12 protein-coding genes are annotated in these 15,388 nt (G+C 53.1%); 9 read left to right on the top strand and 3 right to left on the bottom strand.

Annotation, left to right across the window (positions count from 1 at the left end):
- Positions 1–247 precede the first annotated feature (247 nt).
- The 9 genes from secE to ACQ3G7_RS24145 all read left to right on the top strand — a co-directional run bounded on the left by secE (position 248) and on the right by ACQ3G7_RS24145 (position 13,553).
- Complete coding sequence (secE, locus tag ACQ3G7_RS24185) at positions 248–631, top strand: preprotein translocase subunit SecE (RefSeq protein ID WP_003033128.1); 384 nt, start codon at positions 248–250, stop codon at positions 629–631.
- 1 nt (position 632) lies between these two features.
- The gene (nusG, locus tag ACQ3G7_RS24180) at positions 633–1,178 is read left to right on the top strand and encodes a transcription termination/antitermination protein NusG (RefSeq protein WP_007665882.1); all 546 of its coding nucleotides are present in this window, start codon (positions 633–635) and stop codon (positions 1,176–1,178) included.
- A gap of 141 nt (positions 1,179–1,319) precedes the next feature.
- Positions 1,320–1,748, top strand: a complete 429-nt coding sequence (gene rplK / locus ACQ3G7_RS24175; protein WP_263098499.1) for a 50S ribosomal protein L11 — start codon at positions 1,320–1,322, stop codon at positions 1,746–1,748.
- A 3-nt stretch (positions 1,749–1,751) separates the two neighbouring features.
- Positions 1,752–2,456 (top strand): 50S ribosomal protein L1, encoded by a 705-nt coding sequence (gene rplA / locus ACQ3G7_RS24170; protein WP_263098498.1) that lies wholly within the window; start codon positions 1,752–1,754, stop codon positions 2,454–2,456.
- A 298-nt stretch (positions 2,457–2,754) separates the two neighbouring features.
- The gene (gene rplJ / locus ACQ3G7_RS24165; RefSeq protein WP_002438625.1) at positions 2,755–3,252 is read left to right on the top strand and encodes a 50S ribosomal protein L10; all 498 of its coding nucleotides are present in this window, start codon (positions 2,755–2,757) and stop codon (positions 3,250–3,252) included.
- 66 nt (positions 3,253–3,318) lie between these two features.
- Positions 3,319–3,687 (top strand): 50S ribosomal protein L7/L12, encoded by a 369-nt coding sequence (rplL, locus tag ACQ3G7_RS24160; protein WP_035890291.1) that lies wholly within the window; start codon positions 3,319–3,321, stop codon positions 3,685–3,687.
- A 321-nt stretch (positions 3,688–4,008) separates the two neighbouring features.
- Entirely contained in the window at positions 4,009–8,037 is a 4,029-nt protein-coding gene (gene rpoB, locus ACQ3G7_RS24155) for a DNA-directed RNA polymerase subunit beta (protein ID WP_263098497.1), read from the top strand.
- Between the two features lie 76 nt (positions 8,038–8,113).
- Entirely contained in the window at positions 8,114–12,337 is a 4,224-nt protein-coding gene (rpoC, locus tag ACQ3G7_RS24150) for a DNA-directed RNA polymerase subunit beta' (RefSeq protein WP_263098496.1), read from the top strand.
- A 154-nt stretch (positions 12,338–12,491) separates the two neighbouring features.
- A complete protein-coding gene (locus tag ACQ3G7_RS24145; protein WP_430892768.1) occupies positions 12,492–13,553 on the top strand; it encodes an alpha/beta hydrolase family protein in 1,062 nt (353 codons plus the stop codon).
- Here the strand turns inward: ACQ3G7_RS24145 and ACQ3G7_RS24140 are convergent.
- From ACQ3G7_RS24140 to ACQ3G7_RS24130, 3 genes are all read right to left on the bottom strand, one after another.
- A complete protein-coding gene (locus ACQ3G7_RS24140) occupies positions 13,480–14,514 on the bottom strand; it encodes a helix-turn-helix domain-containing protein (RefSeq protein WP_430892766.1) in 1,035 nt (344 codons plus the stop codon). The two genes, ACQ3G7_RS24145 and ACQ3G7_RS24140, sit on opposite strands and share 74 nt — an antisense overlap.
- Before the next feature lie 129 nt (positions 14,515–14,643).
- Positions 14,644–14,961 (bottom strand): PTS lactose/cellobiose transporter subunit IIA, encoded by a 318-nt coding sequence (locus ACQ3G7_RS24135; protein WP_263098493.1) that lies wholly within the window; start codon positions 14,959–14,961, stop codon positions 14,644–14,646.
- Positions 14,962–14,965: 4 nt separating this feature from the next.
- On the bottom strand, positions 14,966–15,271 hold the full coding sequence (locus ACQ3G7_RS24130) for a PTS sugar transporter subunit IIB (RefSeq protein ID WP_061499003.1): 306 nt from the start codon (positions 15,269–15,271) through the stop codon (positions 14,966–14,968).
- Positions 15,272–15,388: the final 117 nt, after the last annotated feature.

The raw sequence follows: 15,388 nt of genomic DNA, 5'->3' as shown, positions 1-15,388 counted from the left end.
GGCAAAAGTTCTCAGCTAATCGCTGATAACATTTGACGCAATGCGCAATAAGAGGGCATCATTTGATGCCCTTTTTGTACGCTTTCGAACCAGAACCTGGCTCATCAGTGATTTTTTTTGTCATAATCATTGCTGAGACAGGCTCTGAAGAGGGCGTTAGTCCGAATCTCGCCAGAGCATTTCGGTTTGGTTGCCTCGCCTATGCGGGGCAAAAATGTTTGTCTGAATTCTTGTGACAGGTTGGTTTATGAGTGCGAATACCGAAGCTCAAGGGAGCGGGCGCGGCCTGGAAGCGATGAAGTGGGTTGTTGTTGCAGTACTGCTGCTCGTGGCTATCGTTGGCAACTATCTTTATCGTGACATGATGCTGCCGCTCCGCGCGCTGGCAGTTGTTATTCTGATTGCTGCAGCAGGTGGTGTCGCGCTGTTGACGACGAAGGGTAAAGCGACCGTTGCGTTTGCCCGTGAAGCGAGAACCGAAGTACGTAAAGTGATTTGGCCTACTCGTCAGGAAACATTGCACACCACATTGATCGTGGCTGCGGTAACCGCAGTCATGTCACTGATCCTGTGGGGACTGGATGGTATTCTGGTTCGTCTGGTTTCCTTTATCACTGGCCTGAGGTTCTGAGATGTCTGAAGCTCCTAAAAAGCGCTGGTACGTCGTTCAGGCGTTTTCCGGTTTTGAAGGCCGCGTAGCTACATCGCTGCGTGAGCATATCAAATTACACAATATGGAAGAGTTGTTTGGCGAAGTTATGGTTCCGACCGAAGAAGTGGTTGAGATCCGTGGCGGCCAGCGTCGCAAAAGCGAACGTAAATTCTTCCCCGGCTACGTGCTTGTCCAGATGGTGATGAACGACGCCAGCTGGCACCTGGTGCGCAGCGTCCCGCGCGTGATGGGCTTCATCGGTGGAACTTCCGATCGTCCGGCGCCGATTAGCGATAAAGAAGTGGATGCGATCATGAACCGCCTGCAGCAGGTGGGTGATAAGCCGCGTCCGAAAACGCTGTTTGAGCCTGGCGAGATGGTCCGCGTTAACGACGGTCCGTTTGCTGACTTTAATGGTGTGGTTGAAGAAGTGGACTACGAAAAGTCCCGACTGAAAGTTTCTGTTTCTATCTTTGGTCGTGCGACCCCGGTAGAGCTGGATTTCGGTCAGGTCGAAAAAGCCTAAATATTCGGCGATCAAACGTTGCACAAGGCGCGAAATTGACATACAATTTCGCGCCTTTTGTTTTTATGGATCCCGTATCCGTAAAACGTATTTAAACATGGGGAGCCTTTCGGGGCGCTATACCCAAACGAGGAAATTGCAATGGCTAAGAAAGTCCAGGCCTACGTCAAGCTGCAGGTCGCAGCTGGCATGGCAAACCCGAGCCCGCCGGTCGGTCCGGCTCTGGGTCAGCAGGGTGTTAACATCATGGAATTCTGTAAAGCGTTTAACGCCAAAACTGATTCCATCGAAAAAGGTCTGCCAATTCCGGTAGTTATTACCGTTTACGCTGACCGTTCCTTCACTTTCGTTACCAAAACGCCTCCGGCAGCAGTTCTGCTGAAGAAAGCGGCTGGTATCAAGTCTGGTTCCGGCAAGCCGAACAAAGAAAAAGTGGGCAAAGTGACTCGCGCTCAGGTGCAGGAAATTGCTCAGACTAAAGCCGCGGACATGACTGGTGCTGACATTGAAGCGATGACTCGCTCAATCGAAGGTACTGCTCGTTCCATGGGCCTGGTAGTGGAGGACTAAGAAATGGCTAAACTGACCAAGCGCATGCGCGTGATCCGTGACAAAGTTGATGCGACCAAACAGTACGACATCAACGAAGCCATTGCTCTGCTGAAAGAGCTGGCCACCGCTAAATTCGTAGAAAGCGTAGACGTTGCCGTTAACCTCGGCATTGATGCGCGTAAATCTGACCAGAACGTACGTGGTGCAACTGTACTGCCGCACGGTACTGGCCGTTCTGTTCGCGTTGCCGTATTTACCCAGGGCCCGAACGCTGAAGCTGCTAAAGCAGCTGGCGCAGAGCTGGTAGGTATGGAAGATCTGGCTGACCAGATCAAGAAAGGCGAAATGAACTTTGACGTTGTTATTGCTTCCCCGGATGCAATGCGCGTTGTTGGCCAGTTGGGCCAGGTTCTGGGTCCGCGTGGCCTGATGCCAAACCCGAAAGTCGGTACTGTAACGCCGAACGTTGCTGAAGCGGTTAAAAACGCGAAAGCCGGTCAGATTCGTTACCGTAACGACAAAAACGGCATCATCCACACCACCATTGGTAAAGTGGACTTTGACGCTGACAAACTGAAAGAAAACCTGGAAGCTCTGCTGGTTGCGCTGAAAAAAGCAAAACCGACTCAGGCGAAAGGCGTGTACATCAAGAAAGTTAGCATCTCCACCACCATGGGTGCTGGTGTTGCGGTCGACCAGGCTGGTCTGAGCGCAGTAGCGAACTAATATTCGCCTTTACGTGGGTGGTGGATTTGTCTACAATCTTCCCCCCACGTTTTACTAACGCGAGTTAGTAAAAAACAGATTTGTTCGTTGGAGCCTGGCCTATCCAGGCCTCCGTCGAAGACCGCAGGTGTTTCGTAAGAAGCTTAATTCCCTGCGTAGACGGTGACAGAACCTGAAGAATATTTTTTAAGTACTCTTTGGCTTGTTTCTGCTCACCGTATTAAGACGCTCTTTTCTTTGAGAAGAGTGAAGTGAGTTCCAGGGCATGAGCCCTGGCAAACATCCAGGAGCAAAGCTAATGGCTTTAAATCTTCAAGACAAACAAGCGATTGTTGCTGAAGTCAGCGAAGTAGCCAAAGGCGCGCTGTCTGCGGTTGTTGCGGATTCCCGTGGCGTTACCGTAGATAAAATGACCGAACTGCGTAAAGCAGGTCGCGAAGCCGGCGTTTACATGCGTGTTGTTCGCAACACCCTGCTGCGCCGTGTTGTTGAAGGTACTCAGTTTGAGTGCCTGAAAGACGCGTTCGTTGGTCCGACCCTGATTGCATACTCTATGGAACACCCGGGCGCTGCTGCTCGTCTGTTCAAAGAGTTCGCGAAAGCGAATGCAAAATTTGAGGTCAAAGCCGCTGCCTTTGAAGGTGAGTTGATCCCGGCGTCGCAGATCGATCGCCTGGCAACTCTGCCGACCTACGAAGAAGCAATTGCACGCCTGATGGCGACCATGAAAGAAGCCTCTGCAGGCAAACTGGTCCGTACTCTGGCTGCTGTACGCGATGCGAAAGAAGCTGCTTAATCGCAGTATTCTTTTTAACGCATTCGCTTACGTATAAACTTATTCTGATATTCAGGAACAATTTAAATGTCTATCACTAAAGATCAAATCATTGAAGCAGTTGCCGCTATGTCCGTAATGGACGTTGTAGAACTGATCTCTGCAATGGAAGAAAAATTCGGTGTTTCTGCTGCTGCCGCTGTAGCTGTTGCTGCTGGCCCGGCTGCTGAAGCTGCTGAAGAAAAAACTGAGTTCGACGTAATTCTGAAAGCCGCTGGCGCTAACAAAGTTGCTGTTATCAAAGCAGTACGTGGTGCAACTGGCCTGGGTCTGAAAGAAGCTAAAGACCTGGTAGAATCTGCTCCGGCCGCTCTGAAAGAAGGCGTGAGCAAAGATGACGCTGAAGCTCTGAAAAAATCTCTGGAAGAAGCTGGCGCTGAAGTTGAAGTTAAATAAGCCAACCCTTCCGGTTGCAGCCTGAGAAATCAGGCTGATGGCTGGTGACTTTTTGGTCACCAGCCTTTTTGCGCTGTAAGGTGCCGGCAGCGTTTCACACTGTTTGACTGCCAGTAACCTTTACAATGCTTGTTTCTATCGACGACTTAATATACTGCGACAGAAGAGATCTTCTGTGTAAACCGCAATGAAATGATTTAAGCGTGATAGCAACAAGCATTGCGGAAAGTGCTCCACTTTCCGGTCCAACAAAATAGTGTTGCATAAACTGTCCTGCCTATGGACAGAGTGGGTCGACTTGTCAGCGAGCTGAGGAACCCTATGGTTTACTCCTATACCGAGAAAAAACGTATTCGTAAGGATTTTGGTAAACGTCCACAAGTTCTGGATGTCCCATATCTCCTTTCTATCCAGCTTGACTCGTTCCAGAAGTTTATCGAGCAAGATCCTGAAGGGCAGTACGGTCTGGAAGCGGCTTTCCGCTCCGTGTTCCCGATTAAAAGCTACAGCGGCAATTCGGAACTGCAATACGTCAGCTACCGTCTTGGCGAACCTGTTTTTGATGTTAAAGAATGTCAGATCCGTGGCGTAACATATTCTGCTCCGCTGCGCGTAAAACTGCGTCTGGTGATCTACGAGCGCGAAGCGCCGGAAGGCACTGTTAAAGACATCAAAGAGCAAGAAGTGTACATGGGCGAGATCCCGCTCATGACCGACAACGGTACCTTTGTTATCAACGGTACTGAGCGCGTTATTGTTTCTCAGCTGCACCGTAGCCCTGGCGTCTTCTTTGACAGCGATAAGGGTAAAACCCACTCATCTGGTAAGGTGCTTTATAACGCACGTATCATTCCTTACCGTGGGTCATGGCTGGACTTTGAGTTCGATCCGAAAGACAACCTGTTCGTTCGTATCGACCGCCGCCGTAAGCTGCCGGCCACTATCATTCTGCGTGCGCTGAACTACACCACTGAGCAGATTCTCGATCTGTTCTTTGAAAAAGTTGTCTTTGAGATTCGTGACAACAAGCTGCAGATGGAACTGGTGCCGGAACGCCTGCGTGGCGAAACCGCTTCTTTTGATATCGAAGCGAACGGCAAAATGTATGTTGAAAAAGGCCGTCGCATCACTGCGCGCCATATCCGTCAGTTGGAAAAAGACGAGATTCAGCATATTGAAGTACCGGTTGAATACATCGCAGGCAAAGTTGCCGCGAAAGATTACGTTGATGAATCCACTGGCGAGCTGATTTGCCCGGCGAACATGGAGTTGTCGCTCGATCTGCTGGCAAAACTGAGCCAGTCTGGTCACAAACGTATCGAAACCCTGTTCACCAACGATCTGGACCATGGCCCGTACATTTCTGAAACTGTACGCGTCGACCCGACCAACGATCGCCTGAGCGCGCTGGTAGAAATCTACCGCATGATGCGCCCGGGTGAACCGCCGACTCGCGAAGCGGCTGAAAGCCTGTTCGAGAACCTGTTCTTCTCTGAAGACCGCTACGATCTGTCAGCGGTTGGTCGCATGAAGTTCAACCGTTCTCTGCTGCGCGACAGCATCGAAGGTTCCGGTATCCTGAGCAACGACGACATCATCGAAGTGATGAAAAAACTCATCGGTATCCGTAATGGTATCGGTGAAGTGGATGATATCGACCACCTCGGCAACCGTCGTATCCGTTCCGTGGGCGAAATGGCGGAAAACCAGTTCCGCGTTGGCCTGGTGCGTGTAGAACGTGCGGTGAAAGAGCGTCTGTCTCTCGGCGATCTGGATACCCTGATGCCGCAGGATATGATCAACGCCAAGCCGATCTCCGCGGCAGTGAAAGAGTTCTTTGGTTCCAGCCAGCTGTCTCAGTTTATGGACCAGAACAACCCGCTGTCTGAGATTACGCACAAACGTCGTATCTCTGCACTCGGCCCAGGCGGTCTGACCCGTGAACGCGCAGGCTTTGAAGTTCGAGACGTACACCCGACTCACTACGGTCGCGTATGTCCTATCGAAACGCCTGAAGGTCCGAACATCGGTCTGATCAACTCCCTGTCCGTGTACGCACAGACTAACGAATACGGCTTCCTTGAGACTCCGTATCGTAAAGTGACCGACGGCGTAGTGACTGACGAGATCCATTACCTTTCTGCAATTGAAGAAGGTAACTACGTTATCGCTCAGGCGAACACCAACCTGACGGAAGAAGGTCGTTTCGCAGAAGATCTGGTTACCTGTCGTAGCAAAGGCGAATCGAGTCTGTTCAGCGCAGACCAGGTTGACTACATGGACGTTTCCACCCAGCAGGTGGTTTCCGTCGGTGCGTCCCTGATCCCGTTCCTGGAACACGATGACGCCAACCGTGCATTGATGGGTGCGAACATGCAACGTCAGGCGGTTCCGACTCTGCGCTCTGATAAGCCGCTGGTTGGTACCGGTATGGAACGTGCTGTTGCCGTTGACTCCGGTGTTACCGCAGTCGCTAAACGTGGCGGTACCGTTCAGTACGTGGATGCGTCCCGTATCGTTATCAAAGTTAACGAAGACGAGATGTACCCGGGCGAAGCAGGTATCGACATCTACAACCTGACCAAATACACCCGTTCTAACCAGAACACCTGCATCAACCAGATGCCGTGTGTCTCTCTGGGTGAGCCAATTGAGCGCGGCGACGTGCTGGCTGATGGTCCGTCCACCGACCTCGGTGAACTGGCGCTCGGTCAGAACATGCGCGTAGCGTTCATGCCGTGGAACGGTTACAACTTCGAAGACTCCATCCTCGTCTCCGAGCGTGTGGTTCAGGAAGATCGCTTTACGACTATTCACATCCAGGAACTGGCTTGTGTGTCCCGTGACACCAAACTGGGGCCGGAAGAGATCACTGCCGACATCCCGAACGTGGGTGAAGCTGCGCTCTCCAAACTGGATGAATCCGGTATCGTTTACATCGGTGCGGAAGTGACCGGCGGCGACATTCTGGTTGGTAAGGTAACGCCGAAAGGTGAAACCCAGCTGACGCCAGAAGAGAAACTGCTGCGCGCGATCTTCGGTGAGAAAGCGTCTGACGTTAAAGACTCTTCTCTGCGCGTACCAAACGGTGTTTCCGGTACTGTTATCGACGTTCAGGTCTTTACCCGTGATGGCGTGGAAAAAGACAAACGTGCGCTGGAAATCGAAGAAATGCAGCTTAAGCAGGCCAAAAAAGACCTGTCTGAAGAACTGCAGATCCTCGAAGCTGGCCTGTTTAGCCGTATCCACAGCGTGCTGGTTTCCGGCGGTGTTGAAGCTGATAAGCTCGACAAACTGCCGCGCGACCGCTGGCTGGAACTGGGCCTGACCGACGAAGAGAAACAAAATCAGCTGGAACAACTGGCTGAGCAGTATGACGAACTGAAACACGAGTTCGAGAAAAAACTCGAAGCGAAACGCCGCAAAATCACTCAGGGCGACGATCTGGCACCGGGCGTGCTGAAGATTGTTAAGGTGTATCTGGCCGTTAAACGTCAGATCCAGCCTGGTGATAAAATGGCAGGTCGTCACGGTAACAAGGGTGTTATCTCCAAGATCAACCCGATCGAAGATATGCCTTACGATGAAAACGGCACGCCGGTAGACATCGTACTGAACCCGCTGGGCGTACCGTCTCGTATGAACATCGGTCAGATCCTGGAAACTCACCTGGGTATGGCTGCTAAAGGTATCGGCGATAAGATCAACGCCATGCTGAAACAGCAGCAAGAAGTCGCCAAACTGCGCGAGTTCATCCAGCGTGCGTACGATCTGGGCGCTGACGTTCGCCAGAAAGTTGACCTGAACACCTTCAGCGATGATGAGGTTCTGCGTCTGGCAGAAAACCTGCGCAAAGGCATGCCGATCGCAACGCCGGTCTTCGACGGTGCGAAAGAGTCTGAAATCAAGGAACTGTTACAGCTGGGTGGCCTGCCGACTTCCGGTCAGATCACGCTGTTCGACGGTCGTACCGGTGAGCAATTCGAGCGCCAGGTAACCGTTGGCTACATGTACATGCTGAAACTGAACCACCTGGTTGATGACAAGATGCATGCGCGTTCCACCGGTTCTTACAGCCTGGTTACTCAGCAGCCGCTGGGTGGTAAGGCGCAGTTCGGTGGTCAGCGCTTCGGGGAGATGGAAGTGTGGGCGCTGGAAGCTTACGGCGCAGCATACACCCTGCAAGAAATGCTTACCGTTAAGTCTGATGACGTGAACGGTCGTACCAAGATGTATAAAAACATCGTGGACGGCAACCATCAGATGGAACCGGGTATGCCAGAGTCCTTCAACGTACTGTTGAAAGAGATTCGTTCGCTGGGTATCAACATCGAACTGGAAGACGAGTAATTCTCGCTCAAACAGGTCACTGCTGCCGGGGTAAAACCCGGCAGCGGAATGTGCTAACTCCGACGGGAGCAAATCCGTGAAAGACTTATTAAAGTTTCTGAAAGCGCAAACTAAAACCGAAGAGTTTGATGCGATCAAAATTGCTCTGGCCTCGCCAGACATGATCCGTTCATGGTCTTTTGGTGAAGTTAAGAAGCCGGAAACCATCAACTACCGTACGTTCAAGCCTGAGCGTGACGGCCTTTTCTGTGCGCGTATTTTCGGGCCAGTAAAAGACTACGAGTGCCTGTGCGGTAAGTACAAGCGCCTGAAACACCGTGGTGTGATCTGTGAGAAGTGCGGCGTTGAAGTGACCCAGACTAAAGTGCGTCGTGAGCGCATGGGCCACATTGAGCTGGCGTCTCCGACCGCCCACATTTGGTTCCTGAAATCTCTGCCGTCCCGTATCGGTCTGCTGCTGGATATGCCGCTGCGCGATATCGAACGCGTTCTGTACTTCGAATCCTATGTGGTTATCGAAGGCGGTATGACCAATCTGGAACGTAACCAGATCCTGACCGAAGAACAGTACCTGGACGCGCTGGAAGAGTTCGGTGACGAATTCGACGCGAAAATGGGCGCCGAAGCTATTCAGGCCCTGCTGAAAAGCATGGATCTGGAGCAGGAATGCGAACAACTGCGCGAAGAGCTGAACGAAACCAACTCCGAAACCAAACGTAAGAAGTTGACCAAGCGTATCAAACTGCTGGAAGCGTTCGTACAGTCTGGTAACAAGCCGGAGTGGATGATCCTGACTGTTCTGCCAGTGCTGCCGCCGGACCTGCGTCCGCTGGTTCCGCTGGACGGTGGTCGTTTCGCAACGTCGGATCTGAACGATCTGTACCGTCGCGTGATCAACCGTAACAACCGTCTGAAACGCCTGCTGGATCTGGCGGCGCCGGACATCATCGTACGCAACGAAAAACGTATGCTGCAGGAAGCGGTCGACGCCCTGCTGGATAACGGTCGTCGCGGTCGTGCGATCACCGGTTCCAACAAACGTCCGCTGAAATCTTTGGCCGATATGATCAAAGGTAAACAGGGTCGTTTCCGTCAGAACCTGCTCGGTAAACGTGTTGACTACTCCGGTCGTTCTGTAATCACCGTAGGTCCATACCTGCGTCTGCATCAGTGCGGTCTGCCGAAGAAAATGGCGCTGGAGCTGTTCAAACCGTTCATCTACGGCAAGCTGGAACTGCGTGGCCTCGCCACCACCATCAAAGCCGCGAAGAAAATGGTTGAGCGCGAAGAAGCTGTCGTTTGGGATATCCTGGACGAAGTGATCCGCGAACACCCGGTACTGCTGAACCGTGCACCAACCCTGCACCGTTTGGGTATCCAGGCATTTGAACCGGTACTGATCGAAGGTAAAGCTATCCAGCTGCACCCGCTGGTTTGTGCGGCATACAACGCCGACTTCGATGGTGACCAGATGGCTGTTCACGTACCGCTGACGCTGGAAGCCCAGCTGGAAGCGCGTGCGCTGATGATGTCCACCAACAACATTCTGTCTCCGGCGAACGGCGAACCTATCATCGTTCCGTCTCAGGACGTTGTTCTGGGTCTGTACTACATGACCCGTGACTGTGTTAACGCCAAAGGCGAAGGCATGGTGCTGACTGGCCCGAAAGAAGCTGAGCGTATTTATCGCGCCGGCCTGGCCTCTCTGCATGCGCGCGTTAAAGTGCGTATCACTGAATACGAAAAAGATGCTAACGGCGAATTCGTTGCGAAAACCAGCCTGAAAGACACGACCGTTGGCCGTGCGATTCTGTGGATGATCGTACCGAAAGGTCTGCCTTTCTCCATCGTCAACCAGGCGCTGGGCAAGAAAGCCATCTCCAAAATGCTGAACACCTGTTACCGCATTCTGGGCCTGAAACCGACCGTTATTTTTGCTGACCAGACGATGTACACCGGCTTTGCTTATGCAGCGCGTTCAGGTGCATCCGTTGGTATCGATGACATGGTCATCCCGGCGAAAAAACACGAGATCATCAGCGAAGCGGAAGCTGAAGTTGCTGAGATCCAGGAGCAGTTCCAGTCTGGTCTGGTAACCGCTGGCGAACGCTATAACAAAGTCATCGATATTTGGGCTGCGGCGAACGACCGCGTATCCAAAGCGATGATGGATAACCTGCAGACCGAAACCGTGATTAACCGTGACGGCGTTGAAGAGCAGCAGGTTTCCTTTAACAGCATCTACATGATGGCCGACTCCGGTGCGCGTGGTTCTGCAGCCCAGATTCGTCAGCTTGCTGGTATGCGTGGTCTGATGGCGAAGCCGGATGGCTCCATCATCGAAACGCCGATCACCGCGAACTTCCGTGAAGGTCTGAACGTACTCCAGTACTTCATCTCCACACACGGTGCGCGTAAAGGTCTGGCGGATACCGCACTGAAAACTGCGAACTCCGGTTACCTGACTCGTCGTCTGGTAGACGTTGCGCAGGACCTGGTTGTAACCGAAGACGATTGTGGCACCCTCGAAGGTATCACCATGACGCCGGTTATCGAAGGTGGCGACGTTAAAGAGCCGCTGCGCGATCGCGTTCTGGGTCGTGTGACTGCTGAAGACATTTTGAAACCGGGTACGGCAGACATTCTGGTTCCGCGCAACACGCTGCTGCACGAACAGTGGTGTGACCTGCTGGAAGCGAACTCTGTTGACTCCGTTAAAGTGCGTTCCGTTGTATCCTGTGACACCGACTTTGGTGTATGTGCGCACTGCTATGGTCGTGACCTGGCGCGTGGCCACATCATCAACAAAGGTGAAGCAATCGGCGTTATCGCGGCACAGTCCATCGGTGAGCCGGGTACACAGCTGACGATGCGTACGTTCCACATCGGTGGTGCGGCATCTCGTGCGGCTGCTGAATCCAGCATCCAGGTGAAAAACAAAGGTAGCATCCGTCTGAGCAATGCGAAGTCGGTTGTTAACTCCAGCGGTAAACTGGTTGTTACCTCACGTAACACTGAGCTGAAACTGATCGACGAATTCGGTCGTACCAAAGAAAGCTATAAAGTGCCTTACGGTGCGGTAATGGCGAAAGGTGATGGTGAGCAGGTTGCCGGCGGTGAAACCGTTGCAAACTGGGATCCGCACACCATGCCGGTTATCACCGAAGTGGCGGGTTTCATCCGCTTTACCGATATGATCGACGGCCAGACGATTACGCGTCAGACCGACGAACTGACCGGTCTGTCTTCACTGGTGGTTCTGGACTCCGCAGAGCGTACCGCGGGTGGTAAAGACCTGCGTCCGGCACTGAAAATCGTTGACGCTAACGGCAACGATGTTCTGATCCCGGGTACCGATATGCCTGCGCAGTACTTCCTGCCGGGTAAAGCGATTGTTCAGCTGGAAGATGGCGTTCAGATCAGCTCTGGTGATACCCTGGCGCGTATTCCGCAGGAATCCGGCGGTACCAAGGATATTACCGGTGGTCTGCCGCGCGTTGCGGACCTGTTCGAAGCACGTCGTCCGAAAGAGCCGGCAATCCTGGCTGAAATCAGCGGTATCATTTCCTTCGGTAAAGAGACCAAAGGTAAACGCCGTCTGGTGATCACGCCGGTTGACGGTAGCGATCCGTACGAAGAGATGATCCCGAAATGGCGTCAGCTCAACGTGTTTGAAGGTGAACGTGTAGAACGTGGTGACGTGGTTTCCGACGGTCCGGAAGCACCGCACGACATTCTGCGTCTTCGTGGCGTACACGCGGTAACGCGTTATATCACCAACGAAGTACAGGACGTTTACCGTCTGCAGGGCGTTAAGATCAACGATAAGCACATCGAAGTTATCGTTCGTCAGATGCTGCGTAAAGCCACCATCGTGAACGCGGGCAGCTCCGAGTTCCTCGAAGGTGAGCAGGTTGAATACTCTCGCGTTAAGATCGCTAACCGCGATCTGGAAGCGAACGGCAAAATCGGTGCAACTTATGCACGCGATCTGCTGGGTATCACCAAAGCGTCTCTGGCTACCGAGTCCTTCATCTCCGCGGCATCGTTCCAGGAGACCACTCGTGTGCTTACCGAAGCAGCCGTTGCGGGCAAACGCGACGAACTGCGCGGTCTGAAAGAGAACGTTATCGTGGGTCGTCTGATCCCGGCCGGTACCGGTTATGCGTACCACCAGGATCGTATGCGCCGTCGCGCCGCTGGCGAACTGCCGGCAGCACCGCAGGTGACTGCGGAAGATGCGACCGCGAGCCTGGCAGAACTGCTGAACGCAGGTCTGGGTGGCTCAGACAACGAGTAATCGTTTCTTGTAATAAAAAACCCGCTTCGGCGGGTTTTTTTATGCCTGCATTTCATGAAAATACCGTCAAAAAAGTCCTCGATCGCGTTCCAGGACGCATATCGCAGGCACGTGTGACCAGAATAGGCCTGTGTTAATTAACCTGGTACTCAACATGTCACGCCTTTTTGTTCTGTTTCTTACGGTTCTGCTCAGCAGTACTGCCTGGGGCGAAACCGCCTTTCGTCAGTTGCGTATTGATGAGGAGAGTTCCCGTCCCCTTGACGTTGCGCTCTGGTATCCCACTCTGCAACGTGGTGCATCGCAAATGATAGGGGAAAATATTGCGTTCAGCGGCACACGAGCGCTGCGCGATGCCGAACCCGCATCTGGCGAGCATCCTCTATTACTGATCTCTCATGGCTATGGTGGTAACTGGCGTAACCTTAACTGGCTGGCGCAACGGATGGTTTTGCAAGGGTACATTGTGGCAGCCGTTGATCATCCCGGCACGACCACAGGTAACCAGCATCCGCAGGATGCACAGCAACTGTGGCTACGCCCGCAGGATCTTCGGCACGTAATGAATAAGGTGATCGCTACTCCCGATCTTGCCGGGCAGGTGGATACCCAGCGTATTGCGGCGATCGGGCATTCGCTTGGGGGCTGGACGGTGCTGGAACTGGCGGGAGCCCGTTTTGATGCACAGCGCTTTATCACGGATTGCCAGCAACATCCGAACCTGTCGGGGTGCAAATTGACAGCAAAACTGGGGATCGACCAGCCTCTGGCTGCCAGCAAGCTGGCGGTAGATACACGCGAACCCCGTATTAAGGCGGTGGTTTCGCTGGATCTGGGGCTGGCGCGTGGTTTCCGTCCGGATAGTCTCCGGCAGATAGCGGTTCCCGTCATGATTATGGCTGCGCAGGCGGATAGTGACGCACTGCCCGCCAGACTGGAGTCGGGGTATCTGGCTGCGTATATTCCTGCTGACCGCCAGCACTATCGCCGCGTTGAGGGTGCGACGCACTTTAGTTTTATGCAGATGTGTAAACCTGGCGCGGCAGCGCTGATTGAGCAAGAAGCACCTGGCGAGGGGATTGTCTGCGAAGATGGCGGCACGCTCAGCCGTAACGCGATTCATCTGCACCTGCTCAAGGCGATCAGCACTTTTCTGAATCAGGCGCTGGCTTACCAACCGCCGCGCGCCGGTAATCCGTTGGTGTCATCCCGCTAATGCGGACGAATTCACGGTTGAAATTGGATTTCGTCGCAAACCCGGCATCCAGCATGATATCCGTGACCGGGGCAGAGCTCTCCAGCAGTAAGCGTTGAGCATAATGGATGCGAAAGCGGTTGATCCATTGTGATACGTTGCAGCTGCGCGCCTGGTTGACGGCTTGTGAGATCTGTCGTGCAGGGATGCCCAGTTTTCGCGCCAGCGCATTGAGTGTGAGATCGGTTTGCAGAAACCACTTTTCTTCATCAATGCGCGCTTCGATACGCTGGCAGAAATGTTCGGCCTCCTCATCGCAGGGGCGATCTTCCTCGACAGGTTCTGCGATGAGGGGGGTAACAGGCGGTACGTTTTTCCAACTGTAGACGATGGCCAGACAGATAAAGGGCAGCAAGATCGCCTGTGAAAGCGCCACCAACTGCGGTGCTTGTTGCCCTTGATAAACGCCAAAATCTACGGCGATGGCTAAATCAGTCAGGCCGGAAAAACAGAGAAAGCAGCCAGCAATAAATGTCATTAATGAGGCGGGCCCGGCATCTTGCAAGCGGGTGAAGATAAAGGCATCGGCCCCTTGTCGCGCGGTTCTGATCAACGCGCCGCCGTAGCCAATGAACAGCAACATCAGTATGGCGTCCGTCGTCATTGGGGCGACGAGGTTGAGCAGCAGCGCGATCAGGGGAGCAATCAGGTAGCGGGGAAATTTTTGCTGCCTGTTTTGCGTGGTCAGACGTGCAAAGCAGCGCCACGCCAACGGCGGTAGTGCAATGGCGACAATCGACTGGAGTTGACGCAGGATCACGGCATCGAACTGCCAGCGCAGCGCAGACATGAACACCAACAGTGCGCAGCCGCTAATAAATGTTGCTGCGCTGCGGTATCCTGGCGCGCGTTGCAGGCAGACCTTAAGCAGCAAAATCACCAAAATAGAGAAGGTATAAAAAGGAAACGGCACGGCGGGCATAGAAGACCTGTACGGGCTGGCTAACGGAGTTGATGCTATGTTGTGCCATAAATTGGCGCGTAAAACACGTCACCACTTCTGGCAGCAACAAAAATGCCCGCAGCGCGGGCATTTTTGAAAGAACAGGGATCAGTCGCGGGGCGGTAATCGACGATAAAGTTCGATCATATCGCCAGCCAGATCCTGAATCACCATCGCGTTCATCAGATGATCCTGCGAATGGACGGTGATCAGGTTGACCGGTAGTTTGCCGGTTCCCTCATCCAGCCCGATCAGCTGGGTTTGAATTTTATGCGCAGCCTTCACAAACTCTCGCGACTCTTCCATCGCTTGTTCCGCGCCGTCAAAATCACCTTTACGCGCCTGTTGCAGCGCCGTAAGCGCCTGACTGCGCGCGGCGCCGGCGTTAACCAGCAATTCCATAATGATGGTTTCTAAATCTTCCATGTGCTTACTCCAGTAACTTAAGGGCTTTTTCCAGTACGACATCACCCTTCATCATGCCGTAATCCATCATATCGATAACCGCGACTTTCTTACCCAATGGTTCCGCCTGTGCCTGCAGCTTTGCCTGCTCGTATTTCACCTGCGGCCCCAGCAACACGATATCTGCCGTTGCAATTTCGTCCTTAAATTCCGCGACAGGAACCGCCTTAATAGAAACGTCGACGCCTTTTTTCTGCGCTGCGTCTTTCATGCGTTGCACCAACATGCTGGTGGACATACCTGCAGCACAGCATAAAACGATGTTTTTCATAGTCAGCCTCGGTGTTGATGGGATAGTTGATAATGATCCTGCAGCGCCGGGTTCAACAACCGCTTTACCGTGATTGTGTGTATGGCATCACAAAGAATCCCTGGTTTACGTGAAACC

This window comes from Kosakonia sp. N21 (assembly GCF_050587465.1).
Lineage (GTDB): Bacteria > Pseudomonadota > Gammaproteobacteria > Enterobacterales > Enterobacteriaceae.
This window is presented reverse-complemented; position numbering and strand designations above follow the sequence as displayed.

Excerpts from the sequence above, each read along its gene's own strand:
- secE (WP_003033128.1), top strand. The coding sequence starts at position 248 with ATGAGTGCGAATACCGAAGCTCAAGGGAGCGGGCGCGGCCTGGAAGCG.
- nusG (WP_007665882.1), top strand. The coding sequence starts at position 633 with ATGTCTGAAGCTCCTAAAAAGCGCTGGTACGTCGTTCAGGCGTTTTCC.
- rplK (WP_263098499.1), top strand. The coding sequence starts at position 1,320 with ATGGCTAAGAAAGTCCAGGCCTACGTCAAGCTGCAGGTCGCAGCTGGC.
- rplA (WP_263098498.1), top strand. The coding sequence starts at position 1,752 with ATGGCTAAACTGACCAAGCGCATGCGCGTGATCCGTGACAAAGTTGAT.
- rplJ (WP_002438625.1), top strand. The coding sequence starts at position 2,755 with ATGGCTTTAAATCTTCAAGACAAACAAGCGATTGTTGCTGAAGTCAGC.
- rplL (WP_035890291.1), top strand. The coding sequence starts at position 3,319 with ATGTCTATCACTAAAGATCAAATCATTGAAGCAGTTGCCGCTATGTCC.
- rpoB (WP_263098497.1), top strand. The coding sequence starts at position 4,009 with ATGGTTTACTCCTATACCGAGAAAAAACGTATTCGTAAGGATTTTGGT.
- ACQ3G7_RS24145 (WP_430892768.1), top strand. The coding sequence starts at position 12,492 with ATGTCACGCCTTTTTGTTCTGTTTCTTACGGTTCTGCTCAGCAGTACT.
- ACQ3G7_RS24140 (WP_430892766.1), bottom strand. The coding sequence starts at position 14,514 with ATGCCCGCCGTGCCGTTTCCTTTTTATACCTTCTCTATTTTGGTGATT.
- ACQ3G7_RS24135 (WP_263098493.1), bottom strand. The coding sequence starts at position 14,961 with ATGGAAGATTTAGAAACCATCATTATGGAATTGCTGGTTAACGCCGGC.
- ACQ3G7_RS24130 (WP_061499003.1), bottom strand. The coding sequence starts at position 15,271 with ATGAAAAACATCGTTTTATGCTGTGCTGCAGGTATGTCCACCAGCATG.